A 24542-nucleotide genomic window follows, 5' to 3' on the forward strand; every position below is an offset into this window, starting at 1 on the left:
GGGGGTCATCCCCCCGTGGAGGACATCATGGCTCACAAGAAAATTGAGCGCAAAAAGGAACTGGATCGCCGTCGTCATCGTCGCGCTGAACGTCTGAAGCAGCGCGTGCGTGAAGCCAAGGCCGCCAAGGCCTAGTTTCCGCGGACAGTTCATTGCCGGTTCCCTGCGGGGAGCCGCGAATTTCAGCACAACGGCCGATGGCCCCGGATACCGAAGGGGCTGTCGTGGCCGTTCTTGGCGTTACAGCTATGCCCATCTACGAATATCAGTGTCCCAACTGTCAGAAAGTCTTTGAAGAATGGACCCATGTGACCGACATGCAGGCCCAGGAGCCCTGTCCTGATTGCGGCACCCCCTCGCCGCGGGTCATGTCGCACACCTCTTTCGTGCTCAAGGGCGGCGGCTGGTATGTCAGTGATTACGGCTACCGCAAGGGCATCAAGGACGAGAACAGCACGTCCGCCCCTTCTTCTGCCGCTTCCCCGTCGACGAGTCCCGCTTCTTCCGCCAGCACTGCCAGCAGCACTTCGGGAGGCACGGCTCCTTCCGCCTCCTCTTCGTCGACCCCTTCCGCGTGAGGTATCTATGATTGAGCGCTACACCCGGCCCGACATGGGCCGCATCTGGACCCTGGAGAACCGTTACCGCGCCTGGCTGGCCGTGGAAGTGGCCGTATGCGAAGCCTGGGCCGAACTGGGGCGCGTGCCCGCCGAGGCCGTGAAGACCATCCGGGAAAAGGCCGATATCGATGTGGACCGCATCCTCGAGATCGAGCAGACCACCCGGCATGACGTCATCGCCTTCCTCACCTCGCTGGAAGAGAAGGTGGGCCCCGACGCCCGTTACATCCATCTGGGCTGCACGTCTTCCGACATCGTGGACACCGCCAACGGCTATCTGCTCATGCAGGCCGGCAAGCTCATCGTGGAAGACATCGAAAAGGTGCTGGCTTCCCTCGAAGCCCTGGCCCGCAAGCACAAGGGCGTGCTCTGCATGGGCCGCACCCACGGCATCCACGCCGAACCCACCAGTTTCGGCCTCAAGATGACCGGCTTCCATGCCGAGTTCCAGCGCCATCTGGAGCGCGTCAAGGCCGGTATCGAGAGCGTGCGCGTGGGCAAGATCTCCGGCGCCGTGGGCACCTACGCCTTCCTTTCCCCCGAACTGGAAGAAAAGGCCCTGACCCGTCTGGGCCTGGCCGTGGATCCGCACTCCACCCAGATCGTGCAGCGCGACCGCTACGCCCATTTCTTCACCTCCCTGGCCATCATGGCCGGCGGCATCGAACGCCTGTGCGTGGAGCTGCGCCATCTGCAGCGCACCGAGGTGCTGGAAGTGGAAGAAGGCTTCGCCAAGGGCCAGAAGGGCTCCTCGGCCATGCCCCACAAGAAGAACCCCATCTCCGCCGAGAACATGGCCGGCCTTTCCCGCCTGATCCGCAGCAATGCCCTGGCCGCCATGGAGAACCAGGCCCTGTGGCACGAGCGCGACATCAGCCATTCCTCCGTGGAACGCGTCATCATGCCCGATTCCACCATCCTGGCCGACTATGTGCTCAACCGCCTGTGCCGTCTGCTGGACGGCCTGGTGGTCAAGCCCGAGCGCATGAAGGAGAACATGGAACGTTCCTACGGCCTGTACTTCTCCCAGCGCGTGCTCACCGCCCTCATCGCCACCGGCCTGCCGCGCCAGAAAGCCTATGAGGCCGTGCAGCGCCTGGCCATGCAGAGCTGGGAGACCCGCAAGTCCTTCCCCGAACTGGTGAAAGCCGATCCCGACATGCATGAACGCCTGGGCGATGCCCGGCTGGCCGAACTTTTCGACCCCACCTACTACCTTAAATACGAAGACGTCATCTACAAGCGCGTCTTCGGCAACTAGGAGGCCCCCGTGCAGCAGTCCATCCTGGAGATCAAGCGTCGTCTGGCCCGTCTGCTGGTGGAAAAGTCCTACCGCGAAGGCGACTTCGTCCTGGCTTCCGGCCGCCGCAGCGACTATTACTTCGATTGCCGCGTGACCGCCCTGCATGCCGAAGGCTCCTGGCTCATCGGTACGCTGTTCAACGACCTGCTCAAGGACGTGCCCGTGGTGGGCGTGGGCGGCATGACCATGGGCGCCGACCCGCTGGTCTCCGCCACCACCGCCATCTCGCACGAGCTGGGTCGCCCCCTCAACGGCCTGCTGGTGCGCAAGGAAGCCAAGGATCACGGCACCGGCCAGTTCGTGGAAGGCCTGGGCAACTTCAAGCCCGGCGACAAGGTGGCCATGCTGGAAGACGTGGTGACCACCGGCGGCTCCCTGCTCAAGGCCTGCGACCGCGTGCGCGCCGCCGGTCTGGACATCGTGGCCGTGTGCTGCATCCTGGACCGCGAGGAAGGCGGCCGCGAAAAGCTGAAGGAAGCCGGCTACGAACTGCACTCCCTCTTCACCCGCAAGGAACTGGTGGAGATGGCCCGCGCCTAGGGCCGTCACCGCTCCCGCGCCGGGGCCTGTCCCGGACAGGCATACACTGATCGGTAAAGGGCAGCCTTCGGGCTGCCCTTTTTGCTTGCCGTGCTTCCCGGCGGGAAGCACGGCCCCCGGCGTCGGGCCGCTCTCCAGGGCGGCCCCGCCGCGGGCTGCGGCAGGGGGGCCGTCCGTGAAGGGCCGCGCCCATCATACCCTGACGGCACGGGATCAGAACGACAGGGAGATGATGCGGGGCTCCATGCTCAGCGGGACATAATGGTAGAGCTTCCAGCAGAGCAGGTAATACAGGCTGCCGATGAGGACAGGCGTATTGGCGAAATGCAGCTTCGTGAAGCAGGGGCGGACAGGCAGGTCGCCGTTGGCATCGCGGTAGATGCGCAGGATGTGCAGGACAAAGAAGAGGAACATCAGACAGCTGTAGGAGATCATCCGGCCGAAATCGTTGATCGTGAAGGTCAGGGCCACGGCGGGGAAAAGCGCGCATCCGTAGGCCAGCCAGGTCATGCTGCGGCCCAGGACGGCCGAGCAGACCCTGTGGAAGCGGTAAACATACAGGAGCAGCCCCAGGGGGAGCAGGGCCAGCAGCCAGGCGGCGATGTAGGAAAGGCGCAGGCTGTAGTTCCGGAGCCAGGGGAAGGGCGTGGCATGGGAAGAAAGGTCCTTGCCGATGAAGCGCATGCCCCCCTGTGTGGTGAAATCCGGGATGAGGGCCTGCCAGTCGCGGAACATGGCCTCACGCATGGTTTCCGTCCCCTGGAAATGGACGGCAAAAAGGACGCTCAGCAGAAAAACGCTGCCGATGGCGGCAAGCACGGGCAGCCTGTGGCGCCCGCCGGCCCGCAGGACGAGCAGGGCCGGCAGCAGGGAAAAGAACAGTGTGATCTCGTGGACGAGGAACGCCACAAGATAGCACAGCGCGATGGTCAGCCAGGCCTTTCCCTGTTTTTCCGGTGCGATGATGATGGCGCCGGCCTTTGCCATGATGATGGTCAGCAGGCCCAGGAACAGGATGTCCTTGCGGCCGTAAAGATCGGGATCCTTGACCAGGAAGGCCAGCAGGGCCGGGGAAAAGAACAGGATGATGGTGAAGAAATAGCTTACGGATGAGCGGATGAACGTATATGCTCTTATGAAGAAGAGCATGTAGACCGTTGAGACAAAAAGCGTCCAGAAAACATGGATGTTCAAAAAAGCTGCGCTCTTGTACAGCAGATACCCGGTCAGTCCCCGGCGCACGGGGCCGTCAGTGTACTTGATGAAAAGCTCTCCCCAGACGTAGCCGTTGGGGAACGCGTTGTAAAAGCAGATCGCTGAATGGACAAAGTCTGCAAAAAAGAGAAAAAACAGGCTCAGGGCAAGAACATTGTCGGCGGACTGACGCATGGCAGGCAGGTCCCCCATCCAGGCTTGGTATCGTGTATCCCTCTGTCCGTATAACCCATGACTATACGCAGAGACATATGAGGAGACAAGATGAAACTGATTTCCCTGATCGTCCCGGTCCTCAATGAGGAAGAGGCCATCCCGCTGTTCTACGATGCCGTGCAGGACGTCTTGCATGATGAGCCGTATGATGTGGAGATCCTGTTCATTGATGACGGCAGTACGGACAGGACGCTGGAGATCATCGAGGGCCTCCATGCCAGGGACCCCCGGGTCAGGGGCATCTCCTTTTCCCGGAATTTCGGCAAGGAACTGGCCCTGGCGGCCGGTCTGCAGGCCGCTCGGGGGGATGCCGTCGTGCCCATGGACGTGGACCTGCAGGACCCGCCGGCCCTGCTCAAACAATTCTTGCGCCGGTGGGAACAAGGGTATGAGATGGTCATCGGCGTGCGTTCCCGCCGGGATGCGGACAGCTGGGCAAAGCGCGTGAGCGCCGGGCTGTTCTACCGCCTGTTCAGCCGCCTGACCCGGGGACGGGTCGTGGCCAATGCCGGGGATTACCGCCTTATGGACCGCGTGGTGGTGGATGCCCTGAACGCCTTGCCGGAACGTGTGCGTTTCACCAAGGGCCTGTACGGCTGGGTCGGCTTCCGCAGCGCCATCGTGGCGTATGAGCGTCCGGCCCGTGTGGCCGGCAGCAGCAAATGGCCGGGCTGGAAGCTGTGGAACTTCGCCCTGGACGGCATCACTTCCTTCAGCACGCTGCCCCTGCGCCTGTGGAGCTATCTGGGGATCGTGGTGGCCCTGGCGGGCTTTGCCTATGCGGGATTCCTGGTCTTCAGGACGCTGGTCCGGGGCGTGGAGGTCCCGGGCTATGCCTCGCTGATGGTGGTGACGCTGTGCCTTGGCGGCCTGATATTGTGCTCTCTGGGCATCGTGGGCGAATACCTCGGGCGGGTGTTCCAGGAGGTCAAGGGGCGGCCCCAGTATGTGGTCCGGCGCCGTATCGGCATGGATGACAGGGGGAAAAGGCAGCAGGGAAAAAATTTTTAAAAATTTTTTACGGAAAATTTTTCCCGGGAGTCCCGGGAAATGTGATGGCGCCAAGCTGCCGGAAATGTGCAGACTGAAAAAGTTTGTCACATTGATGGAGAAGATGGCTGGACGCATGTCTGTTTCAATTTTCGATGTACTTTTGACGCAGTAACAAAAAAAATTAAAGTATATTTTGTGTTATATACAGTTTGATGATGTTTATTTGTTTGGCTTGTTCGTTATTTCTTAAAATATGCGGAAAGAGTTTTGACTGTTTGTGTAAACAGTCATGGCGTGAGCATGTGCATTGCGTAACAAGGTACGCGTTTTTTCCTGCAAAATCGGCATGAAGCAGAGAGCGGCCCTTTGCAGCGATGCTGAAAGCGTGCTAGCGTGTCTTTGTGCCATCCGCTGTGGCACGGACATTCCGTCAGGATGCAGAGGGCTGTCCGGGCGGAAGATATCAACGAGAGGACAGGGGCGAGCCCCGGGAGGATGGAAAAGTGGAGCTGTACAAGCTTTTGGAAACCTTTAACGGCTTTTTGTGGTGCCCGGTCATGCTGGTGCTGCTGGTAGGCACGGGCATCTATCTGAACATAGCGCTGCGCTTTTTCTCCTTTCGCAATTGGGTACGAGCTTACAAGTGCCTGTGGCAGGGGCGGTCCCATCAGTCCGAACACGGCGAGATCTCGCCGTGGAATGCCCTCATGACTGCTCTGGCCGCCGATATCGGTACCGGTAACGTGGTGGGCGTGGCCCTGGCCATCGCCGTGGGCGGCCCCGGCGCCCTGTTCTGGATGTGGGTCACGGCCCTGGTGGGCATGATGACCAAATTCAGCGAAGTCCTGCTTTCCGTGCATTTCCGTGAAAAGACCCCCGCCGGCAACTGGGTGGGCGGCGCCATGTATTTCATCAAGAACGGCCTGGGCCCCAAGTGGGTCTGGCTGGGCACCTGCTTTGCCGTGTTCGGCATCTGCGCCTGTATCGGCACGGGCGGCATGGTGCAGGCCAAGGCCATCACTGACAACATCTCCGGCACCTTCGGCCTGCCCGCGTGGCTGTGCGGCCTGGTCCTGGTGGCCCTGTGCGTGGCCGTGCTGCTGGGCGGCGTGCGCCGCATCGGCGCCGTGGCGGGCAAGATCGTGCCCTTCATGGCCATCATGTATGTCTTCATGTGCCTGCTCATCATCGGCATGAACATCGAAAAGGTCCCCTCCGTGTTCTGGTGGGTGATCTCCGATGCTTTCCAGCCCACGGCGGCCACCGGCGGCTTTGTGGGCGCCACGGTGATGATGGCCATCCGCCAGGGCATGGCCCGCGGCATCTTCTCCAACGAAGCCGGCTTGGGCACCGCGCCCATGGCCCATGCGGCTTCCACGGCCGAGACCCCGCTGGTGCAGGCCTCCATCGGCATGCTCGACGTCTTCATCGACACCATCATCGTCTGCAGCATGACGGGCTTCGTCATCCTGGTGACGGGCACCTGGACCGCCGGCTCCTCCGCGGCCAGCATGATGACCTCCATGGCCTTTGAACAGGCCCTGCCCGGTGTGGGCCAGTTCGCGGTCACCATCTGCCTGACCTTCTTCGCCTTCACCACCATCCTCGGCTGGTGCGTGTACGGCGAACGCTGCGCCATCTATCTGTTCGGCGACCGGGCCCAGATGGTCTTCCGCCTGTTCTACTGCCTGGCGGTGGGCGTGGGTTCCGTCCTGGCCCTGGATGCCGTGTGGCTCCTGGCCGATACCTGCAACGCCCTGATGGCGCTGCCCAACCTGACCGGCGTCCTGCTGCTGAGTCCCGTGCTGTTCAAGATCGTGCGGGATGAAGTGGCCCGGGACAGACGTTTCGTCGTATAGGCATGGGGGGCGGGCCCCCGGGCCCGCCCTTTGCACATATTCCATGACATCGCCTGAGGAAGGCAGCCTTCGTTCGGGCCGGGGCTCCCTGCCAGCAGGGAGCTGGTCTTGGCGCTCACCCTGGAAACGGCCTTTCCGCCGGAAGGGCCGCCGGAAAGAAGGCTGCGGAGCTGGCAAGGGCGCAGCGGCGCTTCCGCGGCAGTACTGGCATGACGGACTGCCGCCCGGTGCCGGAGGCTCCCATCCCGTTCACCTTTTGGAAGAGGGGCAAGGCATTGCAAAAACGTTACCTTTCCATCGCCATCCTGACGGCCGTCCTGGCTGTGACGGGGATCGCCGGCTATCTGCTGCCGGCAGGCCCGGTCGCGGGGGACAAGGAACCTGCCACGCGTCGCATCCTGTTCGACAACGCAGGCGGGCCCGTGGTCTTCGACCACCAGAAGCACAGCCGTCTGCTCAAGGAAGATTGCGCCACCTGCCATCACGAGAGCCTGGAGAAGACGCCCGAAAAGGCCATGGCCTGTGCCAGCTGCCACGGCGTGGCCCTGGACGATGCCTTCAAGGCGGGACATGCCAAGAGCTATCCGGCGGAAAGCTGCGTGACCTGCCACCATTACGAGCTGGCGGCCAGGGACTGGGGGCACCGGCAGCACAGCGAGGACTTCGGCGTGGACTGCACCTCGTGCCACCATGCCGATACGGACATCGAGCCCGAACCGCAGAACTGCGCCAACTGCCATGACGCCGGGGCCCGGCCGACGGGCAAGGCCGCCGAGCCCGGCACGCCGCCCGTGCTGGCCGATGCCGTGCACGCGCGCTGCGTGACCTGCCATCAGGACCTGTTCGGCAAGGCCAGGGACTGCGCCTCCTGCCATGCGCTGAAGCCCACGCGCAAGGATGCGGCGGCCGTGAAGGGCAAGGTGAGCTCCCTGTATGCCGACTGTACGGTCTGCCATACGAAGAAAACGCCGGACAAGCTGATCCCCGGCCGCATGGATGCCTTCCACGGCCAGTGCATGGGCTGTCATGAAAAGCTCGGCAAGGGCCCCTTCGGCAAGGACAAGTGTGCCCAGTGCCATACCAAGTAGCGAGGCGGGTATGAAAGAAGTATTCCAGATGTTGAAGGACCCGCGTTTCCACCTGGTGTACGGGGTGACGCAACGCTACAGCGACGGCCCGGAACCGCGCCGTGTGCGCCTCAACCGCGAGGGCTACAAGCTCGTGGAGGGCGTGACCAAGAAGGCGCTCGTGTATCCGCGCATGCGCCTGGCGGTGCACCCTTCACCGCTCAAGGGGGACGCGTTCTCGCCCATCTTCGGACGCATCACCGACGTGACCGAACGCAGCCTCTTCGTGGAGGCCATCGAGCCTGACGAGGACCTGCGCGCCCTGGCCGCCGGCGTGGAGAAGGTGGACCTGCTCAACGACGAACGGACGGGCCAGGACCTGGCCGTGCTGCTCAAGAGCCTGGGCCTGAACACCAAGAGCCTGGGGCAGCAGTGCGAGACCCTGATCATCAACGGCCTCAACCCCGATCCCGGCGTCACCTGGGCCGAGCCCATGCTGCTGACCCATCAGAGCACGCTGCGGGCCGGTCTGGCCGTGCTGCGCCGCCTGTCCCCGGCCAGACGCATCCTGCTGGCCGTGCCCAGCGAGCTGCACCTGCATTTCGACGATGTGGAGGTGGTGCGCGTGACGGCGCGCTATCCCGCCAGCGTCAATGCCCTGCTGGTCAAGAGCATCACCGGCAAGGAGCATCCCGAGGGCGTGGGCGTGGTGGGGCTCCACAATGTCTGGAGCCTGGGGCGCGTGGCCCGCACGGGCCTGCCGCTCATCGAGTCGGTCATCACCCTGGGCAGCTATACCCACTCCGGCAACTATATCGTCAAGGAAGGCAGCATGCTGGGCGAGCTGCTGGAATTCGCCCACATCACGCTCAACAGCGGCGATACCCTGGTGCGCGGCGGCCCGCTGCGCGGCGAGAGCATCGACCGCCTGGACCGCAGCATCACCAAGGGGTCCACGGGCGTCTTCGTGGTGGAGGCCGGCACCGTGCCGCCCATGGAAGGCCACAGCCCCTGCATCAACTGCGGCGCCTGCGTGCTGATCTGTCCCGCGCGCCTGAGCCCCAGCATGCTGAGCCGCAACGCGGAATTCGCCCTGCACGAGCGCTGCCGCGAGGAACATGTGGACTGCTGTCTGGAATGCGGCCTGTGCGGCTATGTCTGCATCGCCCGCCGTCCGGTGCTGCAATATATCCGCCTGGCCAAGCACAAGCTGGCCCAGGCCGATGAGGCCCGCCGTCTGAAAGAACGGGAGCTGCGTCCCGCGGCGCAGCCTGCCGCCGAAGTCAAGGAAGGAGAAAACTGATGCCCGCTGCCGCTCAATCTTCCGTTTTGCTGGCCATGAGCGCCCCGCCGTACTGGCATTGCGGGCGCACCGTGCGCCGCCAGAGCCTGATGACCCTTGCGGCCCTGCTGCCTGCCGTCATCGGGGCCGTCTGGACCTGGGGGCTGCCCGCCGTGCGCGTCATGTCCCTGTGCGTGGCCGTGGCCGTGCTCACCGAGGCCGCCTGTCAGAAACTCATGGGCCGCGAGCTGGCCATCGACGATTACACGGCCGTCTGTTCCGGCCTGCTGCTGGCCTTCATGCTGCCGGCCGACGCCCCCTGGTGGATCGCGGTCATGGCGCCGCTCATCGCCATCAGCCTGGGCAAGATGGCCTTCGGCGGCCTGGGCGCCAACCCGGTCAACACCTCCGTGGTGGGCTGGGCCGTGCTCTTCGTCTCCTTCCCCCTGTTCATGGAGCCCAATGCCGTGCAGCTCAATGCCGCGTCCATGGTGGACCCGCTGGTGCGGCTCAAGTTCTTCGGCTGGGCCGATGCCGGCCGCATCCCCCTGCAGGACCTGCTGCTGGGCCAGCAGATCAGCGGCCTGGGCGCCGGGCAGGTGGGGGCGCTCTTCCTGGGCGGCTCCCTGCTGGCGGCCCGCGGCATCATCCGCTGGCAGATCGCCCTGGGCTTCTTTGCCGGGGTGGCCGGTCTGGCCGCGCTCTTCTGCATGAATAGTCCCGCCACCGATGCCTCGCCCCTGTTCCACCTGTGCACGGGCTCGGTCATGCTGGGCGGCTTTTTCCTCATCACCGATCCGGCCAACGCGCCGTCGCGTCCCCTGTCCATGTTCCTCTACGGCCTGCTGGGCGGCGCGCTGGTGATGACCATCCGCAAGTACGGCATCTACCTTGACGGTGTGCCCTTTGCCATCCTGCTGGCCAATCTGGTGGCCCCGCTGCTGGATTCCATCCGGCCCAAACCTTTTGGAGTGCGCTAGCCATGGCCGATATCCTGCGAATGATCGTCGTCCTGTCAGCCCTGTGCGGCCTTTCGGGCTTTGCCCTGTCCTACCTCAAGATGGTTACTGCGCCCGTCATCGAGGAACAGGTGCTGACCTATGTGCAGGGACCGGCCATTGCCGGGGTGTTCACCAATATCGACAACCAGCCCATCGCCGACCGCAAGGCCTTCGAGACCGGGAAGGGCCGGGTGCTGGTCTTCCCCGCCATGCGTGACGGGAAGCTGGTGGGCGTGGCCCTGGAAGCCAAGGGCAAGGGCTACGGCGGTGACGTGGGCGTGATGGTGGGCTTCAATGTGGCCAACGACACGCTGGCGGGCATCGGCACCACCACCCTCAAGGAGACGCCCGGCCTGGGCATGCGCATCGCGGAGCCCGGCTTCACCGGGCAGTTCAGGGGCATCGCCGCGCCGGTGGGCCTCAAGAGCCAGGGGGGCAGCATCGACGGCGTCTCCGGCGCCACCATCTCCTCTTCGGGAGCGGTGACGGCCGTGAACCTGGCCGCCGAGGCCTACAAGGCCCTCAAGCCTGAAATCCTCAAGACCTGGGGCAACAAATAAGGAGCCAGCCATGAGCAGCGTCATGCAAGAATTCACCAAGGGGCTGTGGAAGGACCTGCCGCCCTTCCGGCTGGTGCTTGGTCTGTGTCCCACGCTGGCGGTCACCAACTCCGCCAACAACGGCCTGGGCATGGGTGCGGCGGTCATCTTCGTGCTCGTGCTCTCCAACATGATCATCTCCATGGTGCGCGGCATCATCCCCAAGAAGGTGCGCATCGCCTGCTTCATCGTCATCGCGGCCTCGCTGGTGGTGGCGGTGGAACTGCTCATGCAGGCCTATGCCTACCCGCTCTACCAGCAGCTGGGCATCTTCGTGCCGCTCATCGTGGTCAACTGCATCATCCTGGCCCGCGCCGAGGCCTTCGCCGCCAAGAACGGCGTGGCCGCCTCGGTGGCCGACGGCCTGGGCATCGGCCTGGGCTACACCATCTCGCTGACCTTCCTGGGCTCCCTGCGCGAGATCCTGGGCAACGGCACCTGGTTCGGGAACCCGGTCATGTGGGACGGCTTCCAGCCGTTCACCATCATGGTCCAGGCCCCCGGCGCGTTCATCTGCCTGGGCCTCATCCTGGCGGGCATGAACGTCATCAATGTCTGGCAGTCCCGTCGCAAGGGCGGCCAGATGGTGGAAACCTCCAGCTGCGGCGGCTGCAAGGCGTGCAGCATGATCCAGCAGCGTCAGGAACAGTAGCCCGCGGGCTTTCGCAAGGATGCGCGTATGGATATCTTCCAGCTTTTCATCTCGGCCATCTTCGTCAACAACATCGTGCTGGCCCAGTACCTGGGCAACTGCCCCTACCTTGGCTGCTCCAAGGAAAAGGGCGTGGCCCTGGGCATGGGCGGCGCGGTGATCTTCGTCATCATCGTGGCCACGGCCTGCACCTGGCTCATGCAGCGGTACGTGCTGGAGCCCTTCGGCCTGGGCTATCTGCAGACCATCGTCTTCATCGTGGTCATCGCCTCGCTGGTGCAGTTCGTGGAGATGTTCCTCAAGAAGATGGTGCCGCCCCTGTATGCGGCCCTGGGCATCTTCCTGCCGCTGATCACCACCAACTGCGCCGTCATGGGCGTGGCCATCCTGGTGCAGCGCGAGGAATACGACCTGCTCACCTCCGTACTGTACGGCGCGGCCTCGGCCGTGGGCTTCACCCTGGCCCTCCTGCTCATGGCGGGCATCCGCGAGCGGCTGGACACCTGCCGCCTGCCCAAGGCCATGGCCGGGACGCCCATCGCCCTCATCATGGCCGGCCTGATGTCGCTGGCTTTCATGGGCTTCAAGGGCATGGCGCAATAACGCGGACTACGGGCTTTTGACTGCCGCTGGGCGGCAAGGAGAGGCATATATGGTTTTCGTTTCCATCATCACCCTGTTCGGATTGGGGCTCGTGGCCGCCATCCTGCTGTCCATCGCCTCGCGCGTCTTCTACGTCAAGGAAGACCCGCGGGTGGAGGCCGTGCTGGAGGTCCTGCCCGGCGCCAACTGCGGTGGTTGCGGCTTTGCCGGCTGCGAGGGCTACGCCGCGGCCGTGGTCTCCGATCCCGACATCCCGGCCAACAAATGCTGCGCGGGCGGTGCCGACACGGCCATCGCCGTGGGCGAGCTGACCGGCAAGACCGTGGCCGAGGCGGAGCCCCTGTTCTCGCTGCGGCGCTGTGACAAGCTGGCCGGCAACGTGGCCCTGCGCTACCAGTACCAGGGGATGCCCTCCTGCGCGGCGGCGGCCATGCTGCGCGGCGGCACCGATACCTGCCACTGGTCCTGCATGGGCTTTGGTGACTGCGTGCAGGTCTGTCCCTTCGGCGCCATGCAGGTCAAGGACAGTGTGGTGCGCGTGGACGTTTCCCGCTGCACGGGCTGCGGCATGTGCGTGTCGGCCTGCCCGCGCGGGGTGCTGGAGCTGGTGCCGCGCCGTCACCGCGTGGCCGTGTTCTGCAACACGCGCGACAAGCTGCGTGCCGTGACCGAAGTCTGTGACGCGGGCTGCATCAATTGCGGCCGCTGCGCCAAGGCCTGCCCGGCCAAGGCCGTGAGCAACGTGGACGGCCGCATGGTGGTGGACCAGATCAAGTGTGTCTCTTACGGGCCCGATTGCGGTGAGGCCTGCGTGGAGGCCTGTGCCCGCCACATCCTGCGCCGTACCTGCCCCACGGGCATCGAGGCCGCCAACGTGGCCAGGATGAAGGATGACAGCGATGGCGACGGCGCCGCTGGGGGCGGCACCGTGCCTGTGACCGGAAAGAACGACCGCCCCGCACAGGAGAACTGCAATGCCTAAGACCTCTCGCCGAGATTTTTTGCGCTGGACGCTGGCCGGCAGCGGCCTGCTGCTGGCCGGAGCGGCCTCCGTCCTGGAGCCCGTCCCCGCCCGGGCCGTGGCGCGCTTTGCCGCGCCCGTGCAGCAGACGGCCCTGTTCATGGGCACCATGGTGAGCATCACCGTGGCCTGCTCCTCGTCCACCCAGGCCCATGATGCCATGGACCTGGCCTTTGCCGAGGGGCGCCGTCTGGAGGCCCTGCTCACCCGGCATGACGCGGCGGCCCCCCTGGGCGTGCTCAACAGCCAGGGCAGCCTGCGGGACGTGCCGCCCGAGCTGCTCAACGTCTGGCAGCGGGCCCACGGCATCTGCCACCTGACCGGGGGCGCCTTCGATGCCACGGTCCTGCCCCTGGTGCGCCTGCTGGAGAGCCGCAGCAATCCCGAAGGCGAGCTGGAGCTGGCCGAGAGCGACCTGCGCGAGGCCCTGGCCCTGGTGGATACCGATGCCGTCTATGCCGGCCGCGACGGGATGCGCCTGGGGCGGCAGGGCATGGGCCTGACCCTGGACGGCATCGCCAAGGGGCATATCGTGGATGCCATGTCCGCCGTGCTGCTGCGCGCCGGTTGCGAGAACCATCTCATCAATGCCGGTGGCGACATCCTGGCGCGCGGCCACAAGTCCCAGGGCGTGTCCTGGCGCGTGGCCGTGGAAGACCCGGAAAAGCGCGGCCACTATCCGCAGGTGCTGGAGCTGTACAACCAGGCCATCGCCACCTCCGGCGGCTACGAGGTGACCTATGACGCCGGGGGACGCCATCACCACCTGCTGGATCCGTCCACCGGGCGCAGCCCCGTGCTGGGCAGCATGAGCGTGCTGGCCGCCACCTGCATGCAGGCCGATGCGCTGGCCACGGGCCTGTCCGTCCTGCCCGCCGGGGAAGCCCTGGCCCTGGCCGACAGCCTTTCGGGCTGCGCCTGCGGCCTCTTGCGCCGGGACGGCCGTTTGCAGGTCTCGCGCCGCTGGCCTGCGGAAGCCTGAGCATGATCGTTCATGGATGCCGAAAGCCCGTCCTCCGCAAGGGGGACGGGCTTTCGCATGGAATGGGGGATGGGGCAGCGGGCCGTCACGCCGGTGGCGTTACGGAAACGCCGCCGGCGCCTGTGCGTCCCCGTCCGCTCCCGGTATCCGGGCCGCGGCCTCCCGGCGGAGCTGTCGCGGCCTCCAGCCGCACGGCCACGGAGGGGAGGCAAAGGGAGGCACGAGGACACGGCAAGGCCGGCGACATCTGGCGGCCGCCGGGCCATCCGGGGGGAGGGCGGCCTGATCCGCCACCTCCGGGGGCTTCGCACGGCACGAACAAAGGGAGGACGTCGTCCTCCCTTTGTTGTCATGTCGTGAGCCGTGTCCCCTAGCGGCTCCACTTGAAGGTGAAGACCTGCTCGGTATCGGGGTGCAGGCTCAGATGCACGGGGCAGGTGTGGGCGGCCCGTTCGATCATGGCCTTCTCCTTTTCGGAGAAATCACGGTCGGGCATGTTGAAGATGACCTCGATCCTGCCGATGCGGCGCGGGTTGGCGCTCATGGTCTTGCTGATCTCGATGGTGGTGCCGGTCACGTCCACGCCGTGGTTCCGGCCGTAGATGCCGATGATGGTCATGGCGCAGGCGGCCAGGGCCGTGGCGCAGAGGTCGGTGGGGCAGAAGGCCTCGCCCTTGCCGTTGTTGTCCTTGGGGGCGTCGGTGACGAGCACGGTACCGCTCTGCTGGTGCACGCATTCCACGCGCAGGTCGCCGAGATATCTGGCGGTGATGTCTGCCATGAGGGAACTCCTTTTGTTTGCCCCAGCATGCCCTGTCCGCCTCCCGGACGCAAGGGGGATGACGGTCCCGGGGGATGCGCGTTCCTTCCGGGGGCGCCGCGGGCCCGCATGCGGGCCGGGGAGGCCGCAGGACGGCAGCGGGACGCAAAAAAAGGGGAGGCAGCCGGGCTGCCTCCCCGTGCGGGCCCCGGAAGAGCGGGGCCGTCAGTCCTGTCAGTCCTAGCCGTTGGCCAGGCGCGCGGCGTCGGCGCGGCGGTGCATGCGGGCCACGCGCTCACGCAGACCGGCGCGGTAGGCGTCCAGATCCTCGATGCGGGCGCGGGCCACGCCGCTTTCCATGGCGGCGCGGGCCACGGCGGGCGTCACCCATTCGATGATGCGCGGATCCAGCGGGCTGGGGATGATGTAGTCGGGGCCGAAGCTGAATTTCTTGCCGCCATAGGCCCGGCTCACTTCTTCGGGCACGTCTTCGCGGGCCAGCATGGCCAGGGCCTCGGCAGCGGCCAGCTTCATGGCTTCGTTGATCTCCGTGGCCTGCACGTCCAGGGCGCCGCGGAAGATGAAGGGGAAGCCGGAGACGTTGTTGATCTGGTTGGGGCAGTCGGAGCGGCCGGTGCCCATGAGCAGGTCGTCACGGACGGCCTTGGCCTCGGCGTAGGTGATCTCGGGCACGGGGTTGGCACAGGCAAAGATCACCGGATGCGGGGCCATGCTGCGCACCATGTCCTGCGTGACCAGTCCGGGCTTGGACAGGCCCAGGAACACATGGGCGCCCTGCATGGCTTCGGCCAGGGTGGCGTCCTTTTCCTGCGCGAAGGCGACCTTGGTGGGGTGCAGCCTGTCCTGGCGGCCCTTGTGGATCAGGCCCTTGCTGTCGAACATCCAGATGTTCCCGCGCTTGACGCCCAGGCTGACATAGAAATTGGCGCAGGCGATGCCGGCGGCTCCGGCGCCCACCACCACGACCTTCATGTCCTCCATCGTGCGGCCGGCGATGTGGGCCGCGTTGATGAGGCCCGCGCCGGAGATGACGGCGGTGCCGTGCTGGTCGTCATGGAAGACGGGGATGTTCATGATCTCCTTGAGCTTCTGTTCGATGTAGAAGCACTCGGGGGCCTTGATGTCTTCCAGGTTGATGCCGCCGAAGGTGGGCTCCAGGGTCTTGACCACGTTGATGAGCTCATCGGGGTCGGTGGTGGCCAGCTCCAGATCGAAGACGTCCACATCGGCGAACATCTTGAAGAGCATGCCCTTGCCTTCCATGACGGGCTTGCCCGCCAGGGGGCCGATGTTGCCCAGGCCCAGCACGGCGGTGCCGTTGCTGACCACGGCCACCAGGTTGCTGCGGGCGGTAAGGCGGGCCGCGGCGGCGGGGTCGGCCTCGATGGCGCGGCAGGCGTCGGCCACGCCGGGCGAATAGGCCAGGGTCAGGTCGTCCTGGGTCTCGCCCCGCTTGGAGGGCAGCACTTCCACCTTACCGGGGCGGGGCTCCGCATGATATTTCCAGACATCTTCCTTGGTATAGCTCATAAATATCCTCTGCTGCTCGGCTGGAGCGGTGAGATTGTGAAAAACGGGCCCTGACAGCCGCGTGGACAGCGTTTTTCCGTTCGCACGGCCCCGATTGCGGGACAGGGAGAAACGCGCGCTCCCGCGCCATGACGGGCGTTTTCGGCCCCGGGCCGCGGGGCATGGCTGTCTGCCATGCGGCCGCCCGGCCGGCGCATGAGTATAAAAATCCGTTGCTTCTTTCGCAAGTGCGGGCAAGGGGCAGGGGGAGATTTTCGGGCAGGGGAAGCAGGCCGGTTTTCCTGCCGTCATGGCCGCCCTGAGGGCAGGTGCTTTCCGCGGTCCCCCGCCGGCGCCAAGGGCCTCTTGTCCCTCACCGTGCCCCCATCCTCCCCCAATGCGCTTTCGTCAGGGGGCCGGGCAGGCGGCGCGGCGGCATGTCTAGCCGATCCATTCCCGGCCGGTGGCCATGTCCATGATGACGAATTCCGTGCCGTCGTCCCTGGCGGCCACGCGGTATTCCAGCTTTTCGGCCACGCGGTTGGGCAGTTCGCCGCTCTGGTCGAAGGTCAGCACGCGGCAGGAAAAGCCGTCGTGATAGTCGCTGACGGGGATCTCGCGGGAAGAGGCCACGATGATCTCGTCGCCCACCTGGCAGGTACGGGCCGCGGCGCCGTTGAGGCAGACCACGCCGCTGCCGCGCGGGCCGGGCAGCACATAGGTCTCGATGCGGGAACCGCTGTGCTTGTTCCAGATATAGACGTATTCCAGCGGCAGCAGCCGGGCCGCCTCGAGGATGTCGGTATCGATGGTGATGGAGCCGTGGTAGTTGAGCTTGGATTCCGTGACCACGATGCCGTGCAGCTTGGCGCCTACGACGCGGATGGTGCCCTGCCCCTGGGGCTGGACACCCACCAGCATGCGGGTGACTTCCTTTCTTTCCATGTCGTTCCCCTTGGGGCCTGCCCGCCATGCGGCAGCGCGTACCGGCGGGCAGGGTCTGGAGGAGCCGTCGGGCTCCCTGTGGGCGGTTTTGCAGGATGGGGAGCATGAAGGGGGAAGGGGACGTTTTCCGCTGGAAGCGGCCGAAGGCGGCCCGCAGGGCCGTGCCCGTTGCGACGGAGAAAGCTACGGGCATCGACAGCAGAGATAACGTCCCCTTCCCCCCTCATATCATTTCATCGTCGTCATTCCCGCCTAGCACTGGACGATGCGCACGTCGCCGCGGGTCTCGTTGGCGCGGCGGCGGAAGCGCTGGCGGCGGTCCTCACCGTCCACCTGGTTGGCCAGCCATTCCAGCACATGCAGCACGGGGTGCTTTTCCTTGAGCTGGATGAGGCAGCGGGCGATGCCGATCTTGCAGGACGGGCAGCCCACCAGGATGGGCCCGGCGTAGCAGGCGCCTGTCTGGGGCTGGGGCTCGAAGGCCCTGGCCAGGCGTTCCTTTTTGCGGGCGCGCAGCAGGTTGTAGATGGTGGGGGAGGTCACGGCGCCCATGCCGGACTCGCCGCAGCAGCCGGGGATGGTGGTGACCTTGACCTTGCAGAGCTGTTCCAGGGCGCCGGTAAGCTGGGACTGCCCCTTGAGGGTGGGCACGCCCGCCCATTCGCAGTGGCAGGCCGCGTGGTAGAGCACGCTGGTGCCGGGGGCCACCGGGGCTTCCATGCTCTCGTGCTGGAGCAGGGGCAGGACGATCTGGCTCACGTCCTTCTGTTCCAGCTGCGGGAACTGCTCATTGAGCTTCATGCGGGCCAGGCTGTCGCGGCAGGAGCCGCAGGCCGTGGCCAGGTAGCGCACGTCGAAGCCCTGCTTGGCGAGGTTGCGCAGCATGGAGGCCAGATACTGGCGGTTCTGGGCCATGTTGTCTTCGTATTCGGTATCCATGCCCGCGGCCAGCAGGGGATAGCCGCAGCACAGGTGGCGCGGCGGCACGGCCACGGCGTGGCCGGTGTGCAGCAGCAGCATGATGGCGGCCAGGCCGATGCGGTCATAGAAGAGCGAACCGCCGCAGCCGGGGAAGTAGAGCACGCAGGGCATGCCCGGCGTCACTTCCCTGGGCGCGAACACGGAGCCGCGGTGCAGGCGCAGGGATTCATAGAGGTTGGTATAGCCCATCTTGGGGCCGCTGCCCGCGAAGAGGGGGCTCTGCATGCGCTTTTTCCACACCGCAGGCACCACGCCCAGCAGCTTGTTCTGCACCTTCTGGCCCAGCGAGGCCATCTTGGCCGCCTTGGGCACGCGGGACGACACGTCATGCACCAGCCATTCCAGGGCGCGCTTCTTGATGGGATGGCCGCCGGCGTTCTCGTGCTCCAGCAGGGAGCGCAGGGTCAGGGCCACCTCGCCGGACGGGATCTTGACCGGGCAGTTGGCCAGGCAGCGGCCGCAGGCCGTGCAGTGTTCCACCAGGTCGCGCAGCCAGCGCAGCAGGTTGTCGTCGATGGCGCCCTTGTTGACCTGCGAGTAGTAGACGGCCTCCAGCAGCATGCCCAGCACCATGTTCTTGTTGCGGGGATGGTACTGCATGGAGCGCTCGGGATAGCACATGGAACAGACCTGCTTGCACTTGCCGCAGCGGGTGCAGACCTGCACCGTGGACAGCAGGCTGATGAGCTTTTCCTTGTCCGGCAGGCCGCTGGCGTGGATGTCGTTGATGAGCCGGTTGAAGGAGAAGGTGAAGGGGCGCACGGGCAGCTCGCGATGCACCAGCTTGGCCGGGTTCATGACGTCGCGGGGGTCCACGCGTTCCTTGAAGGCGCGCAGGGCGTCCATCTTGCTCTTGCCGAGGAAGGAGATCTTGGTGATGCCGATGCCGTGTTCCCCGGAGACCTCGCCGCCCATCTCCTGGCACTCGGCCATGACGCGGGCCGCGGTCTCTTCGGCCTCTTCCAGCATGTGGGCGTCGTTGGAGTTGACCGGGATGTTCACATGGCAGTTGCCGTCACCGGCATGCATGTGGCTGGCCACCACGATGCGGCTGGCTTCCATGTAATCACGGATCTTGCCGATCTTCTTGTCCAGATGGGCGTACTTCCGGCCCATGCCGGCCAGAAAGGCCTCGGCCCGCTTCCAGAGTTCGGTATCGGAAAGCTCGGCCTGCGGGTTGTCGCCGGACGCCACCTTGGAGGCAAAGGAGAATTCACGGTTGAACTCCTTGTCCTCCATGGGGAAGCCGGGCAGGCGGCCCACTTCCTGCAGGGCGTAGCGGTAGGCCTGGGCCGTGCATTCCAGGTTGAGCTGCTCCAGGAAAAGGGCGAAGTCCGGGATGCGGTCCATGGGGATGACCACGTCCTCGTTGAGCTTGAAGCCGGAGGTGCGCTTGGCGATGGCCGACAGGCGGTGCCGGTCTTCCCAGAATCGCTCGCCTTCCTTGTCGTCCTGGGCCACGATGATGTCCACGTTGTCCTGTTCTTCCACCACGCAGACGATGTCGTTGACGCACTTGTCCAGCAGGTAGGGGTCGTCGCCGTCCACCTGGAGGATGATGACCGAGATGGGCAGGCCCTCGTACTTCTGGGACTTGCGCTTGTACTCGATGGCCTGCACGTACTTGGCGTTGAACTCTTCCAGGGCGGACAGGTGGGCATAGTCGCCTTCCTGGCGGATGCGGTTACGCAGGCCCACCAGCTCGCGCACCACCACGGCGGCGGGGTGCATGGAGCGGCCGAAGAATTCCAGCACCATGACGCGCTTGAACCTGGGCTTGGGATGGATGATGAAGCAGGCCTCGGTGATGATGCCGTCCACGCCTTCCTTCTGCATGCCGGGCAGGCCGCCCAGGGCCTTGTTGGTCACGTCCTTGCCCAGGCCGGGCAGGCGGATCTCGTCGCCGCGCAGGTGGATGACGTTGCGCACGCCGCCGCTGATGTCCTTGACCACGAACACGGCCGTTTCTTCGGGCAGGATCTTGTGGCGGGGATGGTTCTCGCGCTCCACACTGATGATCTCGCCCGTGGGCGTGACCATGCGCCACCAGAGCAGGTTGTCCAGGGTTGTGCCGTATTCGAAGGCGCTGGGGCCGCCGGCGTTCTCGGAGACGTTGCCGCCGATGGACGAGGCCTGCTTGGAGGCCGGGTCCACGGAGAAGAGCGCCCCGGCCGCGTCCACGGCCTTGATGACGTTCTGGGTGATGGCGCCGGCTTCCACGGTGACGGTCATGTTCTCAAGGTCGATGGGGCCGATCTTGGTCAGGCGGGTGAGGCTGACGATGACCGTGCGCTTGCGGGCCGGCACGGCGCCGCCGGTCATGCCGGAGCCGCCGCCGCGCGGGATGAGGGCGAACTTCATGTCATTGGCCAGCTTCACCAGGGCGGCCACCTGTTCGGCGCTGTCGGGCTCCACCACCAGCAGGGGCAGTTCCATGCGCAGGTCCGTGGCGTCCGTGGCCGAGGCCACCAGGGCGGAGGGCGAGGAAAGGATGCACTCGCCGGGCAGGATGTTGCGCAGGGTGGAGATCAGCTCTTCGCGGAAGCTGCGTTCGGCCTCGTAGGCGGACCAGAACATGGTGATGCCCTCGCCGATGGCGTTGGCGAAATAATGGGCCAGGGCCATGGATTCCCGTTCGAAGCGGGCGTGCACGCTGTTGCGCACGGTCTCCACGTTGATGAAGGGATTGTAGGCCACCAGGAACAGTTCTTCGGCAATGGCAATGGCCAGATGCCGCACAGACTCGGGCCACTCCGCGAAGTCGTCGATATTGATACGCAGGATGCGGTTGACCACATAGTCAGGTGAGATGGATATGTGCGGACCCTTGTGAGCCATGGCGTAGGTACCTCGTTGTCTTCTGCATTTTCCTTGCGCACGGGCCCGGCGGGCCGGATGCACAAGTGGAGAAACCTTGTTTTTTACTGCTATTGGCCGCGCAAGGCAAGCACGCGCCCATGACGGGGCCGCTGTCTTCACCAGACAGGGAGCAGATTTCAGGAATGATTCCTGTCATGCCTGTCATCCCTTGTGCTCTTTACATTTCCCCAAAGTTGAAAGATGCTGTGCGTCACATCTGATCCCTGGAAAGGAGATTCCACATGCTGCTCAAGCTGCAATGGCTCACAGATATTTTTGACTGGCTGCACCACAATTGGGAGCGTGCCCACGTCCAGCGCAAGGTGGCGCTGGTCATTTTCTGGGTCTATGTGGCGGCCCTGTGCTGCGTGGAGCTCAAACGGCAGGGCATGCTGCCGCCCGCCCTGGCCCAGCTGACGCCCCACAGCCATTTCAGCGCCATCCAGCTGGCCTTCACCCTGATCCTGGGGCTGGAGGTCATGAGCCTGATCTTCATCATCTCCACATCCTTTTCGCGCTCCGTGGGCAAGCAGTTCGAGATCCTGGCCCTGATCCTGCTGCGCAACGCCTTCAAGGAGCTGGCGCATCTGCCCGAGCCGGTGAGCATCGCCGGCAACCTCGATCCCGTCATCCACATCGCGGTCACGGCGCTGGGGGCCCTGGGCATCTTCGTGGCCCTGGGCATCTACGGGAAGCTGGCCTCCAGCTACGCCTACATCCAGAGCCCGGAGATGCGCATGCGTTTCGTCATCAGCAAGAAGCTGCTCTCGCTGACGCTGTTCGTCATCTTTCTGGGCATCGGCATCCGGGATGCCTGGATCCACATCCACACCGGCGAGGACATGCGCTTTTTCGAGACCATCTACACGGTGCTGATCTTTGCGGACATCGCCCTGGTCCTCATCTCGCAGCGCTACATGCCGTCCTTCCATGCCGTGTTCCGCAATTCCGGCTTCGTCATCGGCACGCTGATGATGCGCCTGGCCCTTTCGGCCACCCCGCCGTGGGACACGGCCGCCAGCCTGTTCGCGGCCGCCTATGTGCTGGCCCTGACCTGGGCCACCCGGTATTTCCGGCCCGCGGCCCTGTGGGGCCCCCAGCTGCCCGCCTCTTCCCGCGAGACGGAGCATCTGCCCCCGTCCTACGGCAAGGTGCCGGAAGCTGCCGAGCCCCGGGAGGGCGTGCTTTACGGCAAGCCGCATCTGGATGCCTGGCGGCAGCGCCGCAAGATCCGCGAGGCCGCCCTGCCCGTGGCGCGGGAAGCCTGCGTGTTCGGCGCCGCGGAAGGCCGGGCCCGGCGCACGATGCCCCGTCCTCCGGCCGGGAAGAAAAAGACCGTCCGTTGACCTCCGGCCGGGATGCGACAGGCCCTCGGGCCGTCTTTCCCGCCTTCCCGGTCCCCTTCGGTCACGATACGGAACAAGGCCACCCCTCGGGGTGGCCTTGTTCCGTGCGCGGCCTGCGGCCGGTGATGATGTGTCCATAACGCGCCCCGGAAAGGGGACCGGGGCAGGCATCCCCCGGGTCGCCCGCCGGCGGGGGCTTTTTCCCTTCCCTGCCCGGTACGCGGCGCCTAGTCGTCGCCCACCTTGAGGGCGGCCAGGAAGGCTTCCTGCGGCAGCTCCACGTTGCCCATGCGCTTCATGCGTTTTTTGCCTTCCTTCTGTTTTTCCAGTAGTTTGCGCTTGCGGGTGATGTCACCGCCGTAGCACTTGGCGGTCACGTCCTTGCGGAAGGCGGACACGGTCTCGCGGGCGATGATCTTCTGGCCGATGGCCGCCTGGATGGCCACCTGGAAGAGCTGGCGCGGGATGGTGCGCTTGAGCTTGAGGGCCAGCGAACGGCCGTAGGTATAGGCGCGGTCGCGGTGCACGATGACGGCCAGGGCGTCCACGGGCTCGCCGTTGAGCAGGATGTCCAGACGCACCAGGTCGGACTCGCGGTAGTCGATGGGCTGGTAGTCCATGCTGGCGTAGCCGCGCGTGCAGGACTTGAGCCGGTCGAAGAAATCATAGACGATCTCGGCGAAGGGCAGCTCGTAGGTCACCACCACGCGGTTGGCGGCCAGGTAGTGCAGGTTCTTCTGGGTGCCGCGCTTGTCCTCGCAGAGCTTCATGACGTTGCCCACATATTCGTTGGGCACATGGATGTCCATGCTCACATAGGGCTCGTAGAGGGCCCTGATCTTGGTGGAGTCGGGCAGATGGGCCGGGTTGTCGATCTCCAGGGTCTTGCCGTCGGTGGTATCCACCCGGTAGATGACCGAGGGCGCCGTGGCGATGAGGTCCACCTCGAATTCGCGTTCCAGGCGCTCCTGGATGATCTCCATGTGCAAGAGGCCCAGGAAGCCGCAGCGGAAGCCGAAGCCCAGGGCCTGGGAGGTCTCGGGCTCGAAGCTGAAGGCGGCGTCGTTGAGCTGGAGCTTTTCCAGCGCGGCCTTGAGGTTCTCGTAATCATCGGATTCCGAGGGGTAGAGGCCGCAGAAGACCATGGGCTGCACTTCCTTGAAGCCGGGCACGGGCTCGGTGGCCGGATTGGCCGCCAGGGTGATGGTATCGCCCACGCGGGCATCGCCCAGGGACTTGATGCTGCCGCAGAGGAAGCCCACCTCGCCGGCGTGCAGCTCCTTCACGTCCGTGGCCTCGGGCGAGAACACGCCCAGGCGCAGCACTTCATATTCCTTGCCGGTGCTCATGAGGCGCACCATGTCGCCCAGTTTCACCCGGCCGTCCACCACGCGGAAGAGCACCACCACCCCCTGGTAGCTGTCGTACCAGGAGTCGAAGATCAGGGCCTTGAGGGGACCGTCCGGGTCGCCGCCAGGCGCAGGCAGGCGGTGGACGATGGCTTCCAGCACGGCGTCCACGCCCTGGCCGGTCTTGGCCGACACGGGCAGGGCATCGGTGCAGTCCAGGCCGATGGCTTCTTCGATCTCTTCCTTGACGCGGTCCACCTCGGCGCTGGGCAGGTCGATCTTGTTCAGCACGGGCACGATCTCGTGGTCGTGGTCCAGGGCCAGATAGACGTTGGCCAGGGTCTGGGCCTCCACGCCCTGGGTGGCGTCCACCACCAGCAGCGCGCCTTCGCAGGCGGCCAGGGAGCGCGACACTTCGTAGTTGAAGTCCACGTGTCCGGGCGTGTCGATGAGGTTCAGCTCATATTCCTCTCCGTCGGCAGCCACATAGGGGATGCGCACGGTCTGCGCCTTGATGGTGATGCCGCGCTCGCGTTCCAGGTCCATCTTGTCCAGGTACTGCTGGCGGGCCTCGCGCTGGCTGACCACCTTGGTCAGCTCAAGGATGCGGTCGGCAAGGGTGGACTTGCCGTGGTCGATGTGGGCGATGATGCAGAAATTGCGAATATGATCCAGACTGGGCATGGGACTCGTGACTGTGACCGCGCCGGAAGCCGCGGGAAGAGGTGCAGACAGGGCCGTGGCCCTGCCGGAAAAGTGCAACATCATACCGGCAACCGGCTGCAAAGTCCATGCCCCGGCAGCAGGCGCAGGGGGAGG

At 65.2% G+C, this 24542-nt stretch carries 20 protein-coding genes; 14 read left to right on the plus strand and 6 right to left on the minus strand.

The window, feature by feature from the left end; translation table 11 throughout:
• Positions 1–197: 197 nt before the first annotated feature.
• From DESPIGER_RS09490 to pyrE, 3 genes are read left to right on the plus strand one after another with little or no spacing between them, the layout of a single operon-like run.
• A complete protein-coding gene (locus tag DESPIGER_RS09490) occupies positions 198–578 on the plus strand; it encodes an FmdB family zinc ribbon protein (RefSeq protein WP_083575368.1) in 381 nt (126 codons plus the stop codon).
• Positions 579–585: 7 nt separating this feature from the next.
• Complete coding sequence (gene purB / locus DESPIGER_RS09495; protein WP_072336032.1) at positions 586–1881, plus strand: adenylosuccinate lyase; 1296 nt, start codon at positions 586–588, stop codon at positions 1879–1881.
• A 21-nt stretch (positions 1882–1902) separates the two neighbouring features.
• Entirely contained in the window at positions 1903–2463 is a 561-nt protein-coding gene (pyrE, locus tag DESPIGER_RS09500; protein ID WP_072337701.1) for an orotate phosphoribosyltransferase, read from the plus strand.
• Positions 2464–2676: 213 nt separating this feature from the next.
• Here pyrE and DESPIGER_RS09505 read toward each other — a convergent pair whose 3' ends face one another.
• Positions 2677–3852 (minus strand): hypothetical protein, encoded by a 1176-nt coding sequence (locus DESPIGER_RS09505; protein ID WP_156831682.1) that lies wholly within the window; start codon positions 3850–3852, stop codon positions 2677–2679.
• A 90-nt stretch (positions 3853–3942) separates the two neighbouring features.
• Between DESPIGER_RS09505 and DESPIGER_RS09510 the strand changes: the two genes are divergently transcribed.
• The 10 genes from DESPIGER_RS09510 to DESPIGER_RS09555 all read left to right on the plus strand — a co-directional run bounded on the left by DESPIGER_RS09510 (position 3943) and on the right by DESPIGER_RS09555 (position 13953).
• Positions 3943–4905 carry a glycosyltransferase family 2 protein gene (locus tag DESPIGER_RS09510; protein ID WP_072336038.1) on the plus strand — a complete coding sequence of 321 codons (963 nt, stop codon included), beginning with the start codon at positions 3943–3945 and terminating at the stop codon, positions 4903–4905.
• Positions 4906–5390: 485 nt separating this feature from the next.
• Positions 5391–6746 carry an alanine/glycine:cation symporter family protein gene (locus tag DESPIGER_RS09515; RefSeq protein ID WP_072336041.1) on the plus strand — a complete coding sequence of 452 codons (1356 nt, stop codon included), beginning with the start codon at positions 5391–5393 and terminating at the stop codon, positions 6744–6746.
• 275 nt (positions 6747–7021) lie between these two features.
• Positions 7022–7834 carry a cytochrome c3 family protein gene (locus tag DESPIGER_RS09520; protein ID WP_072337703.1) on the plus strand — a complete coding sequence of 271 codons (813 nt, stop codon included), beginning with the start codon at positions 7022–7024 and terminating at the stop codon, positions 7832–7834.
• A 10-nt stretch (positions 7835–7844) separates the two neighbouring features.
• A complete protein-coding gene (locus DESPIGER_RS09525) occupies positions 7845–9116 on the plus strand; it encodes an electron transporter RnfC (protein WP_072336044.1) in 1272 nt (423 codons plus the stop codon).
• Positions 9116–10075: an RnfABCDGE type electron transport complex subunit D gene (locus tag DESPIGER_RS09530; RefSeq protein WP_072336047.1), complete on the plus strand. Its 960-nt coding sequence runs from the start codon at positions 9116–9118 to the stop codon at positions 10073–10075. The genes DESPIGER_RS09525 and DESPIGER_RS09530 overlap by 1 nt, the downstream gene beginning before the upstream one ends.
• A gap of 2 nt (positions 10076–10077) precedes the next feature.
• Positions 10078–10656 carry an RnfABCDGE type electron transport complex subunit G gene (gene rnfG / locus DESPIGER_RS09535; RefSeq protein ID WP_072336049.1) on the plus strand — a complete coding sequence of 193 codons (579 nt, stop codon included), beginning with the start codon at positions 10078–10080 and terminating at the stop codon, positions 10654–10656.
• 10 nt (positions 10657–10666) lie between these two features.
• Entirely contained in the window at positions 10667–11347 is a 681-nt protein-coding gene (rsxE, locus tag DESPIGER_RS09540) for an electron transport complex subunit RsxE (protein WP_072336052.1), read from the plus strand.
• Positions 11348–11374: 27 nt separating this feature from the next.
• Positions 11375–11950 carry an electron transport complex protein RnfA gene (locus tag DESPIGER_RS09545; RefSeq protein WP_006007240.1) on the plus strand — a complete coding sequence of 192 codons (576 nt, stop codon included), beginning with the start codon at positions 11375–11377 and terminating at the stop codon, positions 11948–11950.
• Positions 11951–11999: 49 nt separating this feature from the next.
• Positions 12000–12932, plus strand: a complete 933-nt coding sequence (rnfB, locus tag DESPIGER_RS09550; protein ID WP_072336054.1) for an RnfABCDGE type electron transport complex subunit B — start codon at positions 12000–12002, stop codon at positions 12930–12932.
• Entirely contained in the window at positions 12925–13953 is a 1029-nt protein-coding gene (locus DESPIGER_RS09555; protein ID WP_072336057.1) for an FAD:protein FMN transferase, read from the plus strand. Before rnfB ends, DESPIGER_RS09555 begins: the two co-directional genes overlap by 8 nt.
• Positions 13954–14323: 370 nt before the next feature.
• On the opposite strand, the gene DESPIGER_RS09560 is transcribed toward DESPIGER_RS09555, so the two are convergent.
• From DESPIGER_RS09560 to DESPIGER_RS09575, 4 genes are all read right to left on the minus strand, one after another.
• Positions 14324–14734 carry an OsmC family protein gene (locus tag DESPIGER_RS09560; RefSeq protein ID WP_072336059.1) on the minus strand — a complete coding sequence of 137 codons (411 nt, stop codon included), beginning with the start codon at positions 14732–14734 and terminating at the stop codon, positions 14324–14326.
• 219 nt (positions 14735–14953) lie between these two features.
• Positions 14954–16264, minus strand: a complete 1311-nt coding sequence (locus DESPIGER_RS09565) for a malic enzyme-like NAD(P)-binding protein (RefSeq protein WP_072336061.1) — start codon at positions 16262–16264, stop codon at positions 14954–14956.
• Positions 16265–16684: 420 nt separating this feature from the next.
• Positions 16685–17188: an aspartate 1-decarboxylase gene (gene panD / locus DESPIGER_RS09570; protein ID WP_083575369.1), complete on the minus strand. Its 504-nt coding sequence runs from the start codon at positions 17186–17188 to the stop codon at positions 16685–16687.
• Between the two features lie 252 nt (positions 17189–17440).
• A complete protein-coding gene (locus DESPIGER_RS09575) occupies positions 17441–21007 on the minus strand; it encodes an FAD-binding and (Fe-S)-binding domain-containing protein (RefSeq protein ID WP_072336064.1) in 3567 nt (1188 codons plus the stop codon).
• A 263-nt stretch (positions 21008–21270) separates the two neighbouring features.
• Between DESPIGER_RS09575 and DESPIGER_RS09580 the strand changes: the two genes are divergently transcribed.
• Complete coding sequence (locus DESPIGER_RS09580) at positions 21271–22374, plus strand: hypothetical protein (RefSeq protein WP_072336067.1); 1104 nt, start codon at positions 21271–21273, stop codon at positions 22372–22374.
• Positions 22375–22601: 227 nt separating this feature from the next.
• On the opposite strand, the gene lepA is transcribed toward DESPIGER_RS09580, so the two are convergent.
• Positions 22602–24407: a translation elongation factor 4 gene (gene lepA / locus DESPIGER_RS09585; RefSeq protein ID WP_072336069.1), complete on the minus strand. Its 1806-nt coding sequence runs from the start codon at positions 24405–24407 to the stop codon at positions 22602–22604.
• Between the last annotated feature and the right edge of the window lie 135 nt (positions 24408–24542).

Origin of the sequence: Desulfovibrio piger (assembly GCF_900116045.1) — a bacterium.
GTDB classification, from domain to species: domain Bacteria; phylum Desulfobacterota; class Desulfovibrionia; order Desulfovibrionales; family Desulfovibrionaceae; genus Desulfovibrio; species Desulfovibrio piger_A.

What these genes read in the sequence shown, in the direction of transcription:
- DESPIGER_RS09490 (WP_083575368.1), top strand. Translation starts at nt 198, where the DNA reads ATGGCCCCGGATACCGAAGGGGCTGTCGTGGCCGTTCTTGGCGTTACA.
- purB (WP_072336032.1), top strand. Translation starts at nt 586, where the DNA reads ATGATTGAGCGCTACACCCGGCCCGACATGGGCCGCATCTGGACCCTG.
- DESPIGER_RS09505 (WP_156831682.1), bottom strand. Translation starts at nt 3,852, where the DNA reads ATGCGTCAGTCCGCCGACAATGTTCTTGCCCTGAGCCTGTTTTTTCTC.
- DESPIGER_RS09510 (WP_072336038.1), top strand. Translation starts at nt 3,943, where the DNA reads ATGAAACTGATTTCCCTGATCGTCCCGGTCCTCAATGAGGAAGAGGCC.
- DESPIGER_RS09525 (WP_072336044.1), top strand. Translation starts at nt 7,845, where the DNA reads ATGAAAGAAGTATTCCAGATGTTGAAGGACCCGCGTTTCCACCTGGTG.
- DESPIGER_RS09530 (WP_072336047.1), top strand. Translation starts at nt 9,116, where the DNA reads ATGCCCGCTGCCGCTCAATCTTCCGTTTTGCTGGCCATGAGCGCCCCG.
- rnfG (WP_072336049.1), top strand. Translation starts at nt 10,078, where the DNA reads ATGGCCGATATCCTGCGAATGATCGTCGTCCTGTCAGCCCTGTGCGGC.
- rsxE (WP_072336052.1), top strand. Translation starts at nt 10,667, where the DNA reads ATGAGCAGCGTCATGCAAGAATTCACCAAGGGGCTGTGGAAGGACCTG.
- DESPIGER_RS09545 (WP_006007240.1), top strand. Translation starts at nt 11,375, where the DNA reads ATGGATATCTTCCAGCTTTTCATCTCGGCCATCTTCGTCAACAACATC.
- rnfB (WP_072336054.1), top strand. Translation starts at nt 12,000, where the DNA reads ATGGTTTTCGTTTCCATCATCACCCTGTTCGGATTGGGGCTCGTGGCC.
- DESPIGER_RS09555 (WP_072336057.1), top strand. Translation starts at nt 12,925, where the DNA reads ATGCCTAAGACCTCTCGCCGAGATTTTTTGCGCTGGACGCTGGCCGGC.
- DESPIGER_RS09560 (WP_072336059.1), bottom strand. Translation starts at nt 14,734, where the DNA reads ATGGCAGACATCACCGCCAGATATCTCGGCGACCTGCGCGTGGAATGC.
- DESPIGER_RS09565 (WP_072336061.1), bottom strand. Translation starts at nt 16,264, where the DNA reads ATGAGCTATACCAAGGAAGATGTCTGGAAATATCATGCGGAGCCCCGC.
- panD (WP_083575369.1), bottom strand. Translation starts at nt 17,188, where the DNA reads ATGGAAAGAAAGGAAGTCACCCGCATGCTGGTGGGTGTCCAGCCCCAG.
- DESPIGER_RS09575 (WP_072336064.1), bottom strand. Translation starts at nt 21,007, where the DNA reads ATGGCTCACAAGGGTCCGCACATATCCATCTCACCTGACTATGTGGTC.
- DESPIGER_RS09580 (WP_072336067.1), top strand. Translation starts at nt 21,271, where the DNA reads ATGCTGCTCAAGCTGCAATGGCTCACAGATATTTTTGACTGGCTGCAC.
- lepA (WP_072336069.1), bottom strand. Translation starts at nt 24,407, where the DNA reads ATGCCCAGTCTGGATCATATTCGCAATTTCTGCATCATCGCCCACATC.